This is a genomic window from Azospirillum brasilense, from assembly GCF_003349955.1.
GTDB lineage: Bacteria > Pseudomonadota > Alphaproteobacteria > Azospirillales > Azospirillaceae > Azospirillum > Azospirillum brasilense_B.
In genome coordinates, this window is record NZ_QLKQ01000037.1 from 1 (window position 1) to 17,736 (window position 17,736).

Annotated in this window: 15 protein-coding genes; all 15 read right to left on the reverse strand. The window is 70.4% G+C overall.

Going from position 1 to position 17,736, the window contains the following annotated elements:
* Nucleotides 1-154 precede the first annotated feature (154 nt).
* On the reverse strand, nt 155-808 hold the full coding sequence (locus tag DXK32_RS16945; RefSeq protein ID WP_114859600.1) for a TerC family protein: 654 nt from the start codon (nt 806-808) through the stop codon (nt 155-157).
* 169 nt (nt 809-977) lie between these two features.
* The gene (locus tag DXK32_RS16950) at nt 978-1,676 is read right to left on the reverse strand and encodes a response regulator (RefSeq protein ID WP_114859601.1); all 699 of its coding nucleotides are present in this window, start codon (nt 1,674-1,676) and stop codon (nt 978-980) included.
* Nucleotides 1,673-4,477: a sensor histidine kinase gene (locus DXK32_RS16955; RefSeq protein WP_247877203.1), complete on the reverse strand. Its 2,805-nt coding sequence runs from the start codon at nt 4,475-4,477 to the stop codon at nt 1,673-1,675. The genes DXK32_RS16950 and DXK32_RS16955 overlap by 4 nt, the downstream gene beginning before the upstream one ends.
* Before the next feature lie 85 nt (nt 4,478-4,562).
* On the reverse strand, nt 4,563-5,171 hold the full coding sequence (locus DXK32_RS16960) for a K(+)-transporting ATPase subunit C (protein ID WP_114859602.1): 609 nt from the start codon (nt 5,169-5,171) through the stop codon (nt 4,563-4,565).
* Nucleotides 5,172-5,181: 10 nt separating this feature from the next.
* On the reverse strand, nt 5,182-7,299 hold the full coding sequence (gene kdpB, locus DXK32_RS16965) for a potassium-transporting ATPase subunit KdpB (protein WP_114859603.1): 2,118 nt from the start codon (nt 7,297-7,299) through the stop codon (nt 5,182-5,184).
* A gap of 13 nt (nt 7,300-7,312) precedes the next feature.
* A complete protein-coding gene (gene kdpA, locus DXK32_RS16970) occupies nt 7,313-9,022 on the reverse strand; it encodes a potassium-transporting ATPase subunit KdpA (protein ID WP_114859604.1) in 1,710 nt (569 codons plus the stop codon).
* Between the two features lie 10 nt (nt 9,023-9,032).
* Nucleotides 9,033-9,122, reverse strand: coding sequence for a K(+)-transporting ATPase subunit F (locus tag DXK32_RS16975; protein ID WP_035680142.1), 90 nt, complete (start codon nt 9,120-9,122; stop codon nt 9,033-9,035).
* Between the two features lie 395 nt (nt 9,123-9,517).
* Nucleotides 9,518-10,228 carry a GntR family transcriptional regulator gene (locus tag DXK32_RS16980; RefSeq protein ID WP_247877204.1) on the reverse strand — a complete coding sequence of 237 codons (711 nt, stop codon included), beginning with the start codon at nt 10,226-10,228 and terminating at the stop codon, nt 9,518-9,520.
* Between the two features lie 64 nt (nt 10,229-10,292).
* Nucleotides 10,293-11,339 (reverse strand): AbrB family transcriptional regulator, encoded by a 1,047-nt coding sequence (locus DXK32_RS16985; protein WP_114859605.1) that lies wholly within the window; start codon nt 11,337-11,339, stop codon nt 10,293-10,295.
* Nucleotides 11,340-11,433: 94 nt separating this feature from the next.
* A complete protein-coding gene (locus DXK32_RS16990; RefSeq protein WP_114859606.1) occupies nt 11,434-12,087 on the reverse strand; it encodes an isochorismatase family protein in 654 nt (217 codons plus the stop codon).
* Nucleotides 12,088-12,098: 11 nt separating this feature from the next.
* Nucleotides 12,099-13,235: an ABC transporter ATP-binding protein gene (locus tag DXK32_RS16995; RefSeq protein ID WP_114859607.1), complete on the reverse strand. Its 1,137-nt coding sequence runs from the start codon at nt 13,233-13,235 to the stop codon at nt 12,099-12,101.
* A complete protein-coding gene (locus DXK32_RS17000) occupies nt 13,232-14,290 on the reverse strand; it encodes an ABC transporter ATP-binding protein (protein ID WP_247877205.1) in 1,059 nt (352 codons plus the stop codon). The genes DXK32_RS16995 and DXK32_RS17000 overlap by 4 nt, the downstream gene beginning before the upstream one ends.
* Nucleotides 14,291-14,298: 8 nt before the next feature.
* Nucleotides 14,299-15,132 carry an ABC transporter permease gene (locus DXK32_RS17005; protein WP_014242070.1) on the reverse strand — a complete coding sequence of 278 codons (834 nt, stop codon included), beginning with the start codon at nt 15,130-15,132 and terminating at the stop codon, nt 14,299-14,301.
* A gap of 57 nt (nt 15,133-15,189) precedes the next feature.
* The gene (locus DXK32_RS17010; protein ID WP_014242069.1) at nt 15,190-16,128 is read right to left on the reverse strand and encodes an ABC transporter permease; all 939 of its coding nucleotides are present in this window, start codon (nt 16,126-16,128) and stop codon (nt 15,190-15,192) included.
* Between the two features lie 2 nt (nt 16,129-16,130).
* Entirely contained in the window at nt 16,131-17,714 is a 1,584-nt protein-coding gene (locus tag DXK32_RS17015; protein ID WP_114859608.1) for an ABC transporter substrate-binding protein, read from the reverse strand.
* Nucleotides 17,715-17,736 lie beyond the last annotated feature (22 nt).

A 17,736-nucleotide genomic window follows, 5' to 3' on the forward strand; every position in this document is an offset into this window, starting at 1 on the left:
CTCGCCATGATCCAGCAATGCATGCGCGTCAAATGGCCGTCAGACAGGACCTAAGATGAGGGGGCGGCCGCAGGCCGGAAAAGCCCCGGCATGAGGCAGGTCTTCCCCCACCCCGGCCCTCCCCCGCTGAGCGGGGGAGGGACATTGTGATGCATCAGAGCAGGTGGGCCTGGGTCAGGACCTCGTTGCCGCCGCGCCAGATCATGTCGAGCGCCACGTAGGTGATGATGGCGAGGCCGATCCAGCCGATCCAGCGGTGCTTGTGCAGGATGTGGGCGATCACGTTGGCCGCGGCCCCCATCAGAATGACCGACAGCAGCAGGCCGAGGACCAGGACCGTCGGATGGTCCTTGGCGGCGCCGGCCACGGCCAAAACGTTGTCGAGCGACATCGACACGTCGGCCACCACGATCTGCCAGACCGCCGCGCCGAAGGTGGTCGTCGCCACCGCCGCGCCGACTGCGGCGTCCCCCGAACCGTTCACGGCCAGCGCCTCGTCGGGCGTCACCTCGTCCGCCCCTCCGGAGCGAAGCTCGCGGAACATCTTCCAGCAGACCCACAGCAGCAGCACGCCGCCGGCCAGGGTCAGACCGATGATGGCGAGGAGCTGGGTGGTGACCAGGGCGAAGAAGATGCGCAGGATGATGGCGGCGCCGATGCCCCAGAAGATCACCTTGCGGCGCTGCTCCACGGGCACGGCGGCGGCGGCCATGCCGACCACGATGGCGTTGTCGCCGGCGAGAACGAGGTCGATGGCGACCACCTGCCCAAAGGCGGTGAGCTGCGACCAGAGATCGACGCTTTCCATATGAAAATCTCTTCGAAGGCTTCGGTTGGGCTCAATAGCGGTGTGCGGTCATCTTTTTTGTTGGGGCTTGCGCCTGAAACAGCGGCCCTGGGGGTTCTGTCGCACGAATCCGACCCCGGCGCAGCAGGTTTGGCGTGCAGCGGTGGGTTGCAACGGGCGTGGGGCGGGATCAGTCGGGCGCGCGCAGCCGGTAGCCGACGCCGGTCTCGGTCAGGATGTGCGAGGGGCGCTCCGGCTCCGCCTCGATCTTCTGGCGGAGCTGGCGGATGTAGATGCGCAGATACTGCACGTCGGTGTCCGCACCCCACACCTCCTTCAGGATGAAGCGGTGGGTCAGCACCTTGCCGGCATGGGCGACCAGCAGGCGCAGCAGGTCGTATTCGCGGGGCGACAACTTCACCTCGGCGCCACGGACGGTCACGATCCGCCGGACCAGATCGACGGCAAGGTCGCCGCTGCGGAACAGCGGGCGCTCCCCCTGCTGCTGCAGGCGGTGACGCAGGGCGGCGCGGATGCGGGCCAGCAGCTCGTCCATGCCGAAGGGCTTGGTCACATAGTCGTCGGCGCCGAGGTCCAGCGCCTCCACCTTGCCCGCCTCGTCGGCGCGGCTCGACAGCACGATGATCGGGGCGGCCACGCCGTCGGCGCGCAGGCGGCGGATCACCTCCAGCCCGCCGATCCCCGGCAGGCCGAGGTCGAGCACCAGCAGGTCCGGCGGGCGCCGCCGCACCGCCTCCAGCGCGCCCGCCCCGTCCTCCGCCTCGGCGATGTCGTAGCCCTGGGCGGACAGGGTGGTGCGCAGGAATCGGCGGATCGGCGGCTCGTCGTCCACCACCAGGACGCGCAGCGGCAACGTGTCCGACCTCATGGCGTCCCTTCCTCCCCAAGGCCGGGCCCCTCAAGGCCGGGCCCCTCAAGGCTGGGCCCCTCAAGACTGGGCCCCTCAAGACTGGGCCCCTCAAGACTGGGCAGGGCGGCGGCGGCGGGCATGGTCAGGGTGAAGACGGCGCCGGAGCGGTCCTTGCGGTTGCCCGCAGCGATGGTGCCGCCCATCGCCTCGACGAAGCCGCGGCAGATCGCCAGCCCCAGCCCGGTCCCGGCGCGCTGCCGGTCCTGGGCCTGGACGCGGTAGAACTTGTCGAAGATCCGTTCGACATCCGCCGCCGGGATGCCGTCGCCCTCGTCCCGCACCTCGATGCGCACCCGACCGCCCTCCCGCGCCGCCCCGACCTCGATCCGCGAGCCTGTTGGCGCGTATTTGGCCGCGTTGTCCAGCAGATTGAAGAGAACCTGTTCGAACAGCACGTCGTCCGCCTCCAGCATCGGTAGGTCGGGGGCCAGATCCACGTCCACCCGGTGCCCGGCCAGGATGCGGCCCGCCCGCCCCAGCGCGCTGCCCACCGTCTCGGCCAGATCGACCGGGCCGGTGCGCGGGCGGATGGCGCCCGATTCCAGCCGCGTCATGTCCAGCAGGTTGGCGATGAAGCGGTTCAGCCGCTCCGCCTCCTCCTGGATGGTGGCGGCGAGGTCGCGGCGCGACGCCTCGTCCATACCGGCGCCGTAAGCGGTCAGGCTGGTCGCCGACCCAAGGATGGAGGCCAGCGGAGTCCGCAGATCGTGGGAGATCGAGGTCAGCAGGGCCGAGCGCAGCCGCTCCGTCTCGGCGGCCAGACGGGCGCGGTCGACGTCCTCGGCCAGGGTGACGCGCTCAATGGCGAGTGCGGCCTGATCGGTCAGCGCGTCGAGCAGCCGGCGCTGGTCCGGTGTCAGCAGGGCGCCGGGCTTTCCCGTGCGGGCGGTGTCGGTGTCGATGCCGACCACCCCGACCGGGCCGCGCCCGGTGCGCAGGGGAAGGAACAACCACTTGGCGCCGGGCAGCGTGTCCGAGCCGCGCCCGGCGGGCCGGTTGTTCTCCCAGGCCCAGACGGCGGCGGCGAGGTCGGCCTCGCGCAGCTCGTCCTCCGGCGGGTAGCCGGCGCGGACGGACACGGTGTCGCCGTCGGGCAGCAGCAGGACCACATGCACCTTCAGCATCGCCGCGATCTGGTGGGCGGTCGCCCACAGCAGGTCGTCCATGGTGACCACCCCGGCCAGCTTGCGGCTGAAGCCGTAAAGATCCTCGGTCGTCTTGGCGCGCAGGCTGGCGGTGACGGCCTGGGCGCGCACGCGGGCGGTCAGGTTGCTGGCGATCACCGCGACCACCGCGAAGAAGAACAGCGCGACGATGTTCTCCGGATCGGCGATGGAGAAGGTGTAGAGCGGGTTCAGGAAGAAATAGTTGAAGGCCAGGATGCTGGCGACGCAGGCGTAGAGCGACGGCCCCAGCCCGCCGGTGACCGCGCTGCTCAGCACCGCCGTCAAAAAGACCAGCGCCACATTGCTGACGTCGAGCACCTGCTGAAGCACCTCCCCGACGCCCAGCGCCAGCGCGACATAGCCGGTGGCCGCGGCGTAGGGCCACCAGGACAGCGCCGGGCGCCGGGGGGCCGCGGTGCGCACCGTCTTGGGCGGGATCGGCTCCTCGGCGTCGTCGGCGATGACGTGGACGCTGATGCCGCCGGCCTGCCGGATCAGCCGGAAGGCGATGGAGCTGCGCAGCAGCTCCGCCCAGGGGCCGCGGTGGGACTTGGCGATGACGATGTGGGCGACGTTGTTGGTCCGCGCATACTCGACCACCGTGCCGGCGACGTCGCCGCCGGGGATGGTCACCGCCTCGCCACCCAGCTTCTCGACCAGCCGCAGCGCGTCGGCGATGCGGTCGCGCTCGGCCTCGCTCAGGCGCAGGCTGCGTGGGGTCTCCACATGCAGCGCGGTCCAGTGGGCGCGCAACCGGTCGGCCTGACGGCGGGCGTAGCGGACGACGGCGGCGCAGGCCGGGTCCTCGTTCACGCAGACCAGCAGCCGCTCCCCCGCCGCCCAGGGGCCGGCGATGGCATGGGCCTGCATGTGGGTGAGAAGCTGGTCGTCCACCCGCTGGGCGGTGCGGCGCAGCGCCAGCTCGCGCAGCGCCGTCAGGTTGCCGGGGGAGAAGTAATGGCGGATCGCCCGCTCGGCGGTGCGCGGGACGTAAACCTTGCCGTCCTTCAGCCGCTGGATCAGGTCGTCGGGCGTGATGTCGATGACCTCGATGTCGTCGGCGCGGTCGAGGATGGAATCCGGCACCGTCTCGCGCACGCGGACGCGGGTGATCCGGGCGACGACGTCGTTCAGGCTCTCCACATGCTGGATGTTCATCGTCGTGTAGACGTCGATCCCGGCGGCGAGGATCTCCTCGACATCGAGGTAGCGCTTGGCGTGGCGGCTGCCGGGGGCGTTGGTGTGGGCCAGCTCGTCCACCAGCACGATGGCCGGGCGGCGGGCGAGGATGGCGTCGAGGTCCATCTCGTCGAGCCGGCGGCCCTTGTACTCGACCTTGCGGCGGGGAAGGACCGTCAGGCCGGCGAGCAGCGCCTCGGTCTCGCGCCGGCCATGGGTTTCGACCACGCCGATCACCACGTCCACCCCGTCGCGCCGCTTGGCCTGGGCGGTCAGCAGCATCTCGTAGGTCTTGCCGACGCCGGGGGCCGCGCCCAGGAACAGCTTCAGCCGCCCGCGCCCCTCCCGCGCCGCCGCGCGCAGGAGCGCTTCGGGCGAAGGCCGGGCAGCGGCGGCGGTTCGGTCGTTCGGCATCGGGGGGCTTTCGGAACGGATCGGCAGCCCCGTCCCTGTCCCCGCCTGTGCGGGAGACGGAGCGGGGCCGCCTGTTGACCTTCAGCTAATGCGTCGCCGTGGCGGCGTCGAGGGCGAGATTGAGCCGCAGCACGTTGACCACCGGCTCCCCCAGCGGTCCGAGCAACGAGGGCTCGGTGTTCAGGGTGATCAGGGCGCGGACCTGGGCCTCCGTGATGCCACGGGCGCGGGCGACGCGGGGAACCTGGAAGTCGGCGGCGGCCGGCGACAGGTGCGGGTCGAGGCCGCTGGCCGAGGTGGTCACCAGTTCGACCGGCACCGGGGCGTTGGGATTCTCGGCCTTCAGCCGCTCCGTCTCCTCCCGCACTCGGTCGGCCAGCGCCTGGGCGGTCGGGCCGAGGTTGGAGCCGCCGGAGGCCGCGGCGTTGTAGGGCGCCGGCACGCTCTTCGACGGGTCGGCCGGGTCCGGCCCCAGCGTGGCGGAGGGCCGCCCATGGACATAGCCCTCCCCGGCAAAGCCCTGGCCGATCAGGGCGGAGCCGACGACCGTCCCGTTCCGCTCGATCAGGCTGCCGTTGGCCTGATGCGGGAAGACGGCCTGGGCGATGCCGGTGACGGCCAACGGGTAGATCAGCCCGGTCACCACGGTCAGCGCGGTGATCATGACGAGGGCGGGGCGCAGTTCCTTGATCATGGCGGGGTCCTCAGACGAGTCCGATGGCGGTGACGAGCAGGTCGATCAGCTTGATTCCGACGAAGGGCACGATCAGGCCGCCCAGCCCGTAGATCAGCAGATTCCGGCGCAGCAGCCGGGCCGCCCCCACCGCGCGGTAGGCGACGCCGCGCAGCGCCAGCGGGATCAGCGCCACGATGATCAGCGCGTTGAAGATGATCGCCGACAGGATAGCGCTCTCCGGGCTGGCCAGCCCCATCACGTTCAGCGCGCCCAGCTGCGGGTAGAAGGCCAGGAACATGGCGGGAATGATGGCGAAGTACTTCGCCACGTCGTTGGCGATGGAAAAGGTGGTCAGCGCGCCGCGGGTCATCAGCAGCTGCTTGCCGATCTCGACGATCTCGATCAGCTTGGTCGGGTCGCTGTCCAGGTCCACCATGTTGCCAGCCTCGCGGGCGGCGACGGTGCCGGTGTTCATCGCCACGCCGACGTCGGCCTGCGCCAGCGCCGGGGCGTCGTTGGTGCCGTCGCCGCACATGGCGACCAGCTTGCCCCGCGCCTGCTCGTCGCGGATGAGCTGCAGCTTCATCTCCGGCGTCGCCTGGGCGAGGAAGTCGTCCACCCCGGCCTCCGCCGCGATGGCGGCGGCGGTCATGGCGTTGTCGCCGGTGATCATCACCGTCTTGATGCCCATCTGGCGCAGCGCCGCGAAGCGCTCCCGGATGCCGCCCTTGACGATGTCCTTCAGGTGGATGACGCCGAACAGCCGACCGTCGCGGGCGACGGCCAGCGGCGTTCCGCCGGACTTGGCGACGCGCTCCGCGATGGCCTGCACCTCGCGCACCGCCGCCTCCAGGGCGGGGTCGGGGCGCAACGCGGTCACCGTGTTGCCCTGGCCGGCGACGCCCTGCCCGAGGGTCCGCACATGGGCCAGCACGGCGTCCACCGCACCCTTGCGGATCGTCACGCCGTCGCTGTCGATGCCGCTCAGCCGCGTCTGGGCGGTGAAGGGCACGAAGCGGGCGTGCAGCCCGGCCATGTCGCGGGCGCGGATGCCGTACTTCTCCTTCGCCAGGACGGTGATGGAGCGGCCCTCCGGCGTCTCGTCGGCCAGCGAGGCGAGCTGGGCGGCGTCGGCGAGGTCGCGGTCGGCCACGCCGGAGATCGGCAGGAATTCCGACGCCTGCCGGTTGCCCAACGTGATCGTGCCGGTCTTGTCGAGCAGCAGCGTGTCCACGTCGCCCGCCGCCTCCACCGCCCGGCCCGACATGGCCAGCACGTTGAAGCGGACCAGACGGTCCATGCCGGCAATGCCGATGGCCGACAGCAGCGCGCCGATGGTGGTGGGGATCAGCGTGACGAACAGCGCCGCCAGCACCAGCACCCCGACCGACCCGCCGGCGTAGGCGGCGAAGCTGGGGATGGTCGCCACGGCAATGACGAAGATGACCGTCATGCCGGCCAGCAGGATGTTCAGCGCGATCTCGTTGGGCGTCTTCTGCCGCTGCGCGCCCTCGACCAGCCCGATCATGCGGTCGAGGAAGGTGTTGCCCTGGGCCGCGGTGATCCGCACCTTGATCCAGTCGGAGATCACCTGCGTGCCGCCGGTCACCGCCGAGCGGTCGCCGCCGGATTCGCGGACGACCGGGGCGGATTCGCCGGTGATCGCCGCCTCGTTGACGCTGGCCACACCCTCCACCACCTCGCCGTCGGAGGGGATGAGGTCGCCCACCTCCACCAGCACGAGGTCGCCGGGCTTGAGCGCGGTGGCCGGGACGGGCAGCCAATCCTCATTGTCGGACAGCCGCTTGGCGGTGGTCTCCGTGCGGGTGCGGCGCAGGCTGGCCGCCTGGGCCTTGCCGCGGCCCTCCGCCACCGCCTCCGCGAAGTTGGCGAAGAGCAGGGTGAACCACAGCCACAGCACGATCTGCAGGGAGAAGCCGAGGCCCCCGGCGCCCGTCAGAAGATCGCGCAGGAACAGCAGCGTGGTCAGCGCCGCCACCACCTCCACGCAGAACATCACCGGGTTGCGGGCCATCAGCCGCGGATCGAGCTTGCGGACGGAGCCGGCGACGGCGGGCAGGAGGATGGCCGGGTCCAGCAGCGTGGAGGCCGGAGTCCGGGTGGCGGTTTTCGAATGGGTGTCCATGGAGGGTCCCCGGTCAGAAGAGGAGGCCGGCGCGCATCGCCAGATGCTCGGCCACCGGGCCGAGGGCGAGCGCCGGGAAGAAGGTCAGGCCGCCAACGATCAGGATGACTCCGGCCAGCAGCCCGACGAACAGGCCGCCATGGGTCGGGAAGGTGCCGGCCGAGGCCGCGCTGCGCGTCTTGGCGGCGAGCGAGCCGGCGACCGCCAGCATCGGCACGATGACCAGGAAGCGGCCCACCAGCATCCCGGCGGCCAGCGTCAGGTTGTACCAGAGCGTGTTGCCCGACAGCCCGCCGAAGGCGCTGCCGTTGTTGGCCGCCGCGGAGACGTAGGCGTAGAGCGCCTCCGAGAAGCCGTGCGGTCCGGCGTTGGCGAGCGAGGCGAGGCCGGTGTCCAGCACCACGGCGAAGGCGGTGCCGCCCAGCATCATCAAGGGCAGGCAGAGCACGGCGAGCATGGTCATCTTGACCTCCTTCGCCTCCAGCTTCTTGCCCAGATACTCCGGCGTGCGCCCGACCATCAGCCCGGCGACGAACATGGTGACGATGGCGAACAGCAGCATCCCGTAGAGGCCGGCCCCGACACCGCCGACGATGATCTCGCCCAGCATCATGTTGACCATCGGCACCATGCCGCCCAGCGGCATGAAGCTGTCGTGCATGGCGTTGACCGCGCCGCAGGAGGCCGCCGTGGTCACCGCGGCGAACAGGGCGCTCATGGCGATGCCGAAGCGGGTCTCCTTGCCTTCCATGTTGCCGGCGGCGTTGTCCAGCCCGAGGGCGGCGAAGGCCGGGTTGCCCTGGGTTTCCGCCCAATAGACGGCGGCGACGCCAACGAAGAACAGCAGGCCCATGGCGGCCAGGATGGCCCAGCCCTGCCGCTCGTCACCGGCCATGCGCCCGAACAGGTTGGTCAGCCCGGCGCCGATGGCGAAGATCGACAGCATCTGCACCAGATTGGTCAGGGCGTTCGGATTCTCGAAGGGATGGGCGGAGTTGGCGTTGAAGAAGCCGCCGCCGTTGGTGCCCAGCATCTTGATCGCCTCCTGCGAGGCGACGGGGCCGAGCGCAATGGTCTGCCGGGCGCCCTCCAGCGTGGTGGCGTCCACCGTCCCGGCGAGCGTCTGCGGCACGCCCTGCCAGACGAGGAACAGCGCGTAGAGCAGGCTGAGCGGCAGCAGCAGGTAGAGCGTGGCTCGGGTCAGGTCGGTCCAGAAATTGCCGACCGTCCGCGCCCCGGTGCGGGTGAAGCCACGGACCAGAGCCACCGCCAGCGCGATGCCGGTCGCCGCCGACACGAAGTTCTGCACGGTCAGCCCGGCCATCTGCACGAGGTGGCTCATCGTGCTTTCGCCGCCGTAATTCTGCCAGTTGGTGTTGGTGACGAAGCTGGCGGCGGTGTTGAAGGCGAGGTCGGCGGGCACCGCCGCCATGCCGTTGGGGTTCAGGGGCAGGACGCCCTGAAGGCGCTGCAGCGCGTAGAGCAGCAGCAGGCCGGCGGCGTTGAACAGCAGCATGGCGACGGCGTAGGTCACCCAATGCTGCTCCGCCTTCGCGTCCACCCCGGCCAAGCGGTAGAGCCCGCGCTCGACGGGGCCGAGCAGCGGCGACAGCAGCGTGCGCTCCCCGTTGAACAGCCGCGTCATGTAGCCGCCGAGCGGGCGCGCCACGGCGGCCACGAGGGCGGCGAAAAGCAGAATGTTGATCCAGCCGCTGACGGTCATGGGAGTCTCCTCAGAACCGTTCGGGGCGGATCAGGGCGTACACGAGGTAGCCCAGCAGCCCGGCGGCGACGAGGCCGCCGAGCGCGTAATCGACGATCATGGCGCAGGCCCCCCTCACAAGCGGTCGCAGGCGTGCACATAGGCGATGGCCGCGGCGAAGAAGGCCGCGGTGATCGCCAGCGCGATGATGTCCAGCATGGTTGCCTCCGGGGCGCGTCCGGAGAGCCGGGCGCGCGTCAGCGTGGATCGGATGCCGGCACGGCTGTGTCCGGCACGATCAGGCTGCGCCCGAAGCGCGTATAGATTCGAGGGGGGCGGTGGGGGGCGTGGAATATACGACGCGTATATGGTGGGTTGGTAAGTGCATGAAATGGTGAGGTTCTTGCCCCCACCCCGGCCCTCCCCCGCTGCGCAGGGGAGGGAGAAACAAGTCCCCTCCCCTGCGATAGCGGGGGAGGGTTAGGGAGGGGGCACCGTCAGCACAACGACACGCCCTCACCCGCCCGGCGCTTCCTCCATCCGGCGCAGCAGCAGATCGCACGGCCCCTGGAGATGCTCCCGCATCAGGAACTCCACCCGCCCGCTCTGGCGGCGGGCGATGGCGTCGAGGATGCGGCGGTGCTCCTCGTTGTACTGGCGCAGGGTCGGGCCGTCCTTCTCCATTTCGAGAACGTCGTAGATCTTCGGGACCCGGTAGACGGTCTGGAAGGAGCGGTTGAACAGCCCGCTCGGCACAAGCCCCATCAGGGTGGTGTGGAAGCGCTGGTTCAGCAGGCGCCACTGCTCCAGCGCCTCCCCTTCCAGCGGGCTGTCGCCAGACATCAGCGCCTCGGCGCGGTCGAGGCCGTTGCGCAGCGCCCGCTCCACGTCGAGCGGCAGGCCGCGCTCCGCCACGATGCGGCAGCCGTGCCCCTCCAGCAGGGCGCGCATCTCGTAGCTCTCCAGCAGGTCGCGCCGGGTGAACTGGCGCACCGTGTAGCCGCGGTTGGTCTCGTAGGTGACCAGCCCTTCCCGCTCGGCGGCCACCAGCGCCTCGCGGATCGGAGTCCGCGACACGCCGAACTGGGCGGCCAGCTCCGCCTCCTTCAGCTTGGTGCCGGGGAGCAGCTTGCCCTCCAGCACCCGGTTGCGCAGGGCGGTCATGATGGAGCCGACCTGCTCGGACCGGACGGTCCCGGTCGCCTTCTCATCGCTGAACGGGGTCACGGTGTCCTCCGGCCGGGGGCGTCGGGTGCCGGCGGTTGGAAAATGGCGGGGCAAGGGATGCGTTCTATCGGCGGCGCAGGAATCGCACAAGAAGAACGCTCATCAGGATCGTCCCGAACAGCCTCAGGGTTTGCAGGGTGAGGATGAAGGGCACGTCGGCGGCGCTGCCCAGAGCCACAACCGCCACGGAATCCAGCCCGCCGGGGCTGGTCGCCAGATAGGCGGTCAGCGCGTCCTTGCCGGTCAGCGTGACCAGCAGCCAGGCGGAGCCGAGCGACATCGCCACCAGGCCGAAGGTGGACAGCAGCATCAGCGGCACCGACGCCACGAGATCGCGCAGCAGCTCCCGCCGGAAGCGCAGGCCGGTCGTCCAGCCGATGATCGTGAAGGCGACGGCGATCAGCCAGGACGGCGAGTCCAGCACCACCAGCCCGGTCATGTTGAGCGTGCCGCCGAGCAGGATCGGACCGAGCAGCGGCCCCGCCGGAAGCCGCGTCACGGTGCCGGCCCAGCCTCCGGCCAGCGCGACCGCCACCAGGGCCAGCGTCGAGGCGACGGAGGCGGACGGCGCGGGACCGGCGCCGGGCACGGCAAGCGGTACAGGAACGCTGCCCAGCAGGAAATGGCAGACGAGCGAGGCCAGGACGACGACGACGATCACCCGCAGATACTGCATGACGGCGACGAAGCGCGGGTCGCCGCCGAAATCGCCGGCCATGGCGATCATCGCCGGGGCGGCGCCCGGCATGGTCCCCCACAGCGCGGTGCCGCCGGGAAAGCGGCCCGACCGCTCCAGCAGCCAGCCGACCAGCACCGCGCCGGCCAGCATCGTGGACAGCGCCATCAGCATGGGGAACCAGTGCAGCGCCACGTCGTGCAGGATGGTCACGTCCATGGACCGGGCGACGACGCCCCCGGTCAGCGCCTGGGCCAGCCAGGAGAAGCGCTTGGGCAGCTCGATGGAGGCGCCGCGCACCCCCAGCAGGATCGCCGCCGCCATCGGGCCGAGAAGCGTCGCGCCGGGAAGGCCGGCCACCATGAACAGGGCGGTGAACAGGAGGGTCGCCCCCACCAGCAGGCACCACTGGAGGGGATTGGAAAGGGGCATCATGTCGGCAGATTGCTCAGGGGCGCGCCCGCCGGTCGGCCGCGGGCGCGCCACCGCTCCATACAGTTCGGATGGGGTGGAAGGAGGATGGGAGAAATCAGGCGGCCACGGCCTCGGCCTGCTTCTCGACGTAGGCCATCACCTCCGCCACCGGCAGCACGTCGCCGTACTTGGCGTTCATGTCGAACAGGGCGGAATCGTGCGGGGCCTGGTGGCGGTCGCCCACGCATTCGGCGGGGACGATGACGCGGAAGCCGTGGGACACCGCGTCCACCGCCGTCGCCCGCACGCAGCCGCTGGTCGAGCAGCCGGTGAGGATCACCGTGTCGCACTCCATCACGCGCAGCATGGTGCTGAGCGGCGTGCCGAAGAAGGCGGAGGAGTGGTGCTTGACCAGCACGACGTCCTGCGGCTCCGGCGTCACGCGGGCGTCGAACCCGGCCAGCGGGTTGTCGGCGGTGAAGGCGCGCAGCGCCGGGATCTTCTTGACGAACATGCCGCCTTCGGTTCCGGCCGCGTCATAGACGACCTTGGTGTAGATGACCGGCAGGCCGGCGCGGCGGGCGGCGGCGTAGAGCGGCACGCTGGCGATCGTCGCGTCCACCACCCCTTGCCCGAAGAAGGGGGCGCCGGGCTGGGTGTAGAAGTCGATGAAGTCGATGGAGATGATGGCGGCCTTCCGCCCGAAGCCGATCCGGTTCTGGAAGACGCCGGAATAGTTGTCCTTGAGTTCGTCGGTGACGCTGAACATGGGGGTGATCCTTAAGCCGATTGCAGGGGGATGGGACGGATGGGCGGATAGCCGATGTCCTGAAGGACCGCCGTGGCGACCTCGGACCGGGCTTCCGGGGTTTCGGGGAAGTGGCAGGCGACCTGGTCGGTGCCCGCGCCGCAGGCGCGAAGCTCCGGCTGGTCGATCAGGCAGGCGCGCGGCAGCAGGGCGTCGCCGCTGCGTTCTGTGGGCACGCCGCCCGCCGCGGCGACCAGCCGCGCCCGGTAGCAGCGCGGGTGGAAGCGGCAGCCCGGCGGCACGTTGGTGGCCGAGCCGATCTCGCCCATCGTCACCGAGGTGCGGCGGCGGTTGCGCATCCGCACGTCGGCGATGGGCACCGCCGCCAGCAGCGAGACGGTGTAGGGGTGCAGTGGCCGGCGGTAGAGGTTGTCGCGCTCCGCCATCTCCACAACCTTGCCGAGATACATCACGGCGATGCGGTGGCTGACGTGGCGGACCACCGCCAGATCGTGGGCGATGAACAGGTAGGACAGCCCACGCTCCCGCTGGATGCGCTGGAGCAGGTTGATGATCTGCGCCTGGATCGACACGTCCAGCGCCGACACCGGCTCGTCCAGCACCAGGATCTTGGGGTCGAGCGTCAGGGCGCGGGCGATGCCGATGCGCTGGCGCTGGCCGCCGGAGAACTGGTGCGGGTAGCGGTCGGCGTGCGAGGGGTCGAGCCCGACGAGGCTCATCACCCCGGCCACCTTCTGCGGCCCGTCGCCGTCCCACAGCCCATGGACCTTCAGCGGCTCGGCGATGCTCTGGCCGATGGTGACGCGGGGGTCGAGCGATCCGTAGGGGTCCTGGAAGACCATCTGGATGTCGCGCCGCATCGCCTGCATCTCGGACTTCGACACGCCGGTCACGTCGCGCCCGTCGACCAGCAGCCGCCCGCTGGTCGGCTCGACCAGCCGCAGGGCGAGGCGGCCCAGCGTGCTCTTGCCGCTGCCGCTCTCGCCGACGAGGCCGAGGGTTTCTCCGGCACGGATGGTCAGCGACACGCCGTCCACCGCCCGCACCGCCTTGCCGGCCTTCTTGAACAGGCCGCCGCGGCGGGTGAAGACGCGGGTGGCGTCGACGAGTTCCAGGGCCGGAGGCGGTGCGGAGAGGGTATCGCTCATCGGATGGCCTCCTTCCGGTCGGGCAGGTCTTCGTGGAAACAGGCGCTGCGGTGGCCGGAGCGGTCGCCGGCCAGCGGCAGCGGCCGCCGGGTGCAGCAGTCCGCCCGCCCGCGGCCGACCGTGCAGCGCGGCTCGAAGGCGCAACCGGGCGGCAGGCGGGCGACGTTGGGCGGCTGGCCCTCGATGGCCGGAAGCTCCTCGTCCACCGGGCCGTCGAGCCGGGGGATGCTGCGGAACAGCGCGCGGGTGTAAGGGTGCCGGGGCCTGGTGAAGACCTCCTCCATGGAGCCGGTCTCGACCAGCCGCCCGGCGTACATCACCGCCACGTCGTCGGCGTATCTGGCGACCAGCCCCAGGTCGTGGGTGATGAGGACCAGCGCCATGCCGGTCTCCGCCTGGAGGTCGGCGAGCAGGTCGAGGATCTGCGCCTGCACCGTCACGTCGAGCGCCGTGGTCGGCTCGTCGGCGATCAGGATCTTCGGCGACAGGGCGATGGCCATGGCGATCAGCACGCGCTGGCGCTGCCCGCCGCTGAGCTGGTGCGGGTAATCGTCCACCCGCCGGGCCGGGTCGGGGATCTGGACGCGGGCCAGCAGCTCGATGGCGCGGGCGCGGGCGGCGGAACGGCCGATCCGCTGGTGCGCCCGCAGCACTTCGACGATCTGCTCGCCGATGGTGAAGACGGGGTTCAGCGCGGTCAGCGGGTCCTGGAAGATCATCGAAATGACCGCCCCGCGCAGGCGGCGCAGCCGCTCCGGCGGCTGGTGCAGGATGTCGGCGCCGTCGATCCGCACCTCGCCGCGGCGGACGCGGCCCGGTGCGGCGACGAGGCCGAGTGCCGACAGGAAGGTCATCGACTTGCCCGATCCGGACTCGCCGACCACCGCCAGCGTGCCACCCGCCCGCACGGCGAGCGACACGCCGTCGATGACGGTGACCGGCCCGTCGTCGCCGGGAAAGACCGTGGTCAGGTCGCGCAGTTCCAGCGCAACCGGGCGGGGGGCCGTGGCGGGGGCGACGGGAGACGCCGGGGCCACGGGATGAAGGTTGGGCATGGGCATTCTCACAGCACGCGTCCGGAGGAGCGGCGCATCTGCGGGTCGAGCGTGTCGCGCAGACCGTCCCCCAGCAGGTTCAGGGCGACCACCATCACCGCGATGCAGATGCCCGCCGACAGCGAGATCAGCGGGTTGGAGGCCAGGAAGCTCTGCCCGTCGGCGATGACGTTGCCCCAGGTCGGGGCCGGCGGCTGGACGCCGAGGCCGAGGAAGCTCAGGCCCGCTTCTGCCAGGATGGCGGTGGCGGCGCTGACCGTGGCGACCACGATCACCGGCGGCAGGCTGTTCGGCACGACGTGCAGGAACAGCAGCCGCATCGTGCCCATGCCGATGGCCCGCGACGCCTCGACGTAGGTGCGCGGCTTGATCGTCAGGACGACCGCCCGCATCACCGCGGCGACCCGCGGCGTGAAGGCCAGCGCCACCGCGATGATGACCGATTCCAGCGACGAGCCGCGGGCCGCCACCAGGGCGAGCGCCAGCAGGAAACCGGGGAAGGCCAGCAGGATGTCGATGATCGAGACGGTCACCCGCTCGACCCAGCCGCCGAAGAAACCGGCGACCGCGCCGATCACCATCCCCAGCGACAGCGAGAGCGCCATCACCGCGACGGCGACCTGGAGGGAGATGCGGGTGCCCCAGATCAGGCGGGACAGCACGTCGCGCCCGAACTGGTCGGTGCCCAGGAGATGCGCGGCCGAGGGCGGGGCCAGCGTGTTGGCAAGGTCGGTCTCAAGCGGCGACATCGGGGCGATCCAGGGGGCCGCCACCGCCACGATCAGCAGCAGGGTCAGCAGGATCACGCCGATCAGGAAGCCCGGATGGCGGAAGTAGCGCATCAGGGACGACCGCCGCGCCGAAGCAGACGCGGAAAGGGTTGCTGTGGCTGCCATGGGTCACCGTGTGGACAGGCGCGGATCGACCAGCCCGTAGGCGAGGTCGAGCAGGCTGTTGACGAGGACGACGGCGACGGCCAGCACCAGCACGCCCGCCTGGACGAGCTGGTAGTCGCGGGCCGAGACCGCCTTCAGGATCATCGAGCCGATGCCGGGCCGGCTGAACACCACCTCGATCAGAATGGCGCTGCCCAGCGACCAGGCGAAGGTCACCCCGACGATGGCGAGGATCGGCACCAGCGCGTTCTTCAGCGCCAGCCGCCACACCACCCGGCGCTCCGGCACCCCCATCGCGCGGGCGACGCGGATGCAGTCCTGGCCCAGCACCTCCAGCATCGCCGAGCGGGTCAGGCGGGTGATGTAGGCCGCGACCGAAATGCCCAGCACGCCGGCCGGAAGCACCAGATGGTGCAGGTGGGTGAGGAACCCGCCGCCCGAGCTGGCCCCCAGCGCCGGGAACCATTTCAGCTCCTGCGAGAACAGCAGGACGGAGGCGAGGCCGAGCCAGAAGACCGGGAAGGAGATGCCGAACAGCGCGACGATCATGATCAGCATGTCGCTCCACGACCCCTGGCGCTCCGCCGTGAGGATGCCGAGCGGGATGCCGATCGCCACCGCCACCGCGAGGCCGGCGAAGGCCAGGATTGCGGAGTCCGGGAGGCTGAACAGGATCTCCTCCAGCGCCGGGCGGCCGGTGACCACCGACGACCCGAAATCCCCGGTGACGGCGCGCAGCACGTAGAGTCCGTACTGCACGTAGACCGGCTGGTCGAGGCCGAGCTGCGCGCGGAGAGTCGCCAGCGCCTCCTCGGTCGCGTAGTCGCCCAGCATGTATTGGGCGGGGTCGCCGGGGATCATCCGGACCAGGAAGAAGGTCACGGTCACGATGCCGAACACCGTGATCGCGAGCTGCGAGAGTTGGCGAAGAAGCCGGTCCATGGTCACGCCTCCAGCAGCGAAACCGGATAGGCGCTCATCGTGAACAGCGAATTCTGGACGAAGCCGGAGACCTTCTTGGTGTGGGCGATGTACAGGTGGTCAGCGTAGAGCGGGATCACCGGCACGTCGCCCATCACCTTGGCCTGGATCTTCCCGTAGACCTCCTTGCGGGCGGCATCGCCCTGGGCGTTGCGGGCGGCGGCGATCAGGTCCTCGACGCCTTCGTAATGGGCGGTGTTGAGGCCCGGCGGGAAGGAGGATTTGGCGAACAGCGACAGGATCGGGCTGTCCGGGTCCGGCGCGCCGACGACGCCGGTGATGCAGGTCGGCACCGTGCCCTTGTTGCGCGCCTGGAGGTAGGCGCCGCGCTCCAGCACCTTGATCTTGGCGTCGATGCCCACGGCGGCGAGGTCGCTGGCGATCGGCACGACGATCTTGTCGTAGGGGTTGGCGCCCGGCGCCACGAGGTCCAGCGAGAAGGACCCCACCCCGGCCTCCTTGAGCAGCGCCTTGGCCTTGGCCGGGTCGTAGGGGAACAGCGGGACCTGGTCGGTGAACTCCTGGAAGGAGGAGGTCAGGAAGCCGCTCGCCTCCGACTTGGTGCCCTTGAAGAAACCGTCGATCAGCGCCTTGCGGTTGATGGCGTGGTAGATCGCCTGCCGCACCCGCACATCGCCCAGCGGCTTGATCGAGGTGTTGAGGACGAGGTTGATCGTGTGGTTGGCGTCGCGGTCGTGCACGGTGACCTGTCCGCCGCCCTTCAGGCGCTGGATGACCTCCGGCTGCTGAAGGCCGAAGAAGATGTCGATCTCGCCGTTCTCCAGGGCGATGGCCGCCGCCGTCTCGTCCTTGATGACGCGGAACTGCACCTCCTCGACCTTGGGTGCGCCGGCGAAATAGTCCTTGTTGGCGGACAGCTTGACCTCGCGGCCCGGCGCCCAGTTCTGGAACACGAAGGGGCCGGTGCCGATGGGGTTGAGGGCGAAGGCCTTGTCGCCGATCTCGCCCAGCGCCTTGCGGCTGACGATCCAGCCCTGGTTGAAGGCCGACACCTTGTGCAGGAAGCCGGAGTTCGGCTCCTTCAGCGTGATGACCACTTTGTCGGGGGACGGCGTCTCGATGGACTTGATGGAGGCGAGCTGGCCGCTGTAGCTGCTGCCGGTCTGCGGGTCGAGCACGCGTTCGAACGAGAATTTCACGTCGTCGGAGGTGAAGGGGCCGAAACCCTTGTGCCAGGTGACGCCGCTGCGCAGGGCGAAGCTGTAGACGGTGCCGTCGCCGGAGATGTCCCAGCCGGTGGCGAGGTCGGGGACGATGGCGTTGCTCGCCTCGTCATACTTGACCAGCCCGTTGAAGATCTGGGTGGCGACCGTCTGGTTCTCGATCTGGAAGATGCGGGCGGGATCCAGGTTGCCGATGTCGCTGCCGATGCGCACCCGCAGGACCGGCGGCGCCGCCGACGCCGGCAGAGGCCAGCCGCTGCCCGCCACCAGGGCGCCGGCGGCCAGCAGGGTGCCGAACTGGCGGCGGTTGACCCCGCTCCGCTCGATCCGGCCGGCGCGTTCCTTGCGATTGATCCCGTCCATAAGCCTGCTCCTCTGTGTCAAA

Bases quoted from the DNA above. Each gene is read 5' to 3' on its own strand.
- DXK32_RS16985 (WP_114859605.1), bottom strand. From the start codon at position 11,339: ATGATGCCCCTTTCCAATCCCCTCCAGTGGTGCCTGCTGGTGGGGGCG.
- DXK32_RS16975 (WP_035680142.1), bottom strand. From the start codon at position 9,122: ATGATCGTCGATTACGCGCTCGGCGGCCTCGTCGCCGCCGGGCTGCTG.
- kdpA (WP_114859604.1), bottom strand. From the start codon at position 9,022: ATGACCGTCAGCGGCTGGATCAACATTCTGCTTTTCGCCGCCCTCGTG.
- DXK32_RS17005 (WP_014242070.1), bottom strand. From the start codon at position 15,132: ATGCGCTACTTCCGCCATCCGGGCTTCCTGATCGGCGTGATCCTGCTG.
- DXK32_RS17000 (WP_247877205.1), bottom strand. From the start codon at position 14,290: ATGCCCAACCTTCATCCCGTGGCCCCGGCGTCTCCCGTCGCCCCCGCC.
- DXK32_RS16950 (WP_114859601.1), bottom strand. From the start codon at position 1,676: ATGAGGTCGGACACGTTGCCGCTGCGCGTCCTGGTGGTGGACGACGAG.
- DXK32_RS16960 (WP_114859602.1), bottom strand. From the start codon at position 5,171: ATGATCAAGGAACTGCGCCCCGCCCTCGTCATGATCACCGCGCTGACC.
- DXK32_RS16995 (WP_114859607.1), bottom strand. From the start codon at position 13,235: ATGAGCGATACCCTCTCCGCACCGCCTCCGGCCCTGGAACTCGTCGAC.
- DXK32_RS16990 (WP_114859606.1), bottom strand. From the start codon at position 12,087: ATGTTCAGCGTCACCGACGAACTCAAGGACAACTATTCCGGCGTCTTC.
- DXK32_RS16945 (WP_114859600.1), bottom strand. From the start codon at position 808: ATGGAAAGCGTCGATCTCTGGTCGCAGCTCACCGCCTTTGGGCAGGTG.
- DXK32_RS17015 (WP_114859608.1), bottom strand. From the start codon at position 17,714: ATGGACGGGATCAATCGCAAGGAACGCGCCGGCCGGATCGAGCGGAGC.
- kdpB (WP_114859603.1), bottom strand. From the start codon at position 7,299: ATGGACACCCATTCGAAAACCGCCACCCGGACTCCGGCCTCCACGCTG.
- DXK32_RS17010 (WP_014242069.1), bottom strand. From the start codon at position 16,128: ATGGACCGGCTTCTTCGCCAACTCTCGCAGCTCGCGATCACGGTGTTC.
- DXK32_RS16955 (WP_247877203.1), bottom strand. From the start codon at position 4,477: ATGCCGAACGACCGAACCGCCGCCGCTGCCCGGCCTTCGCCCGAAGCG.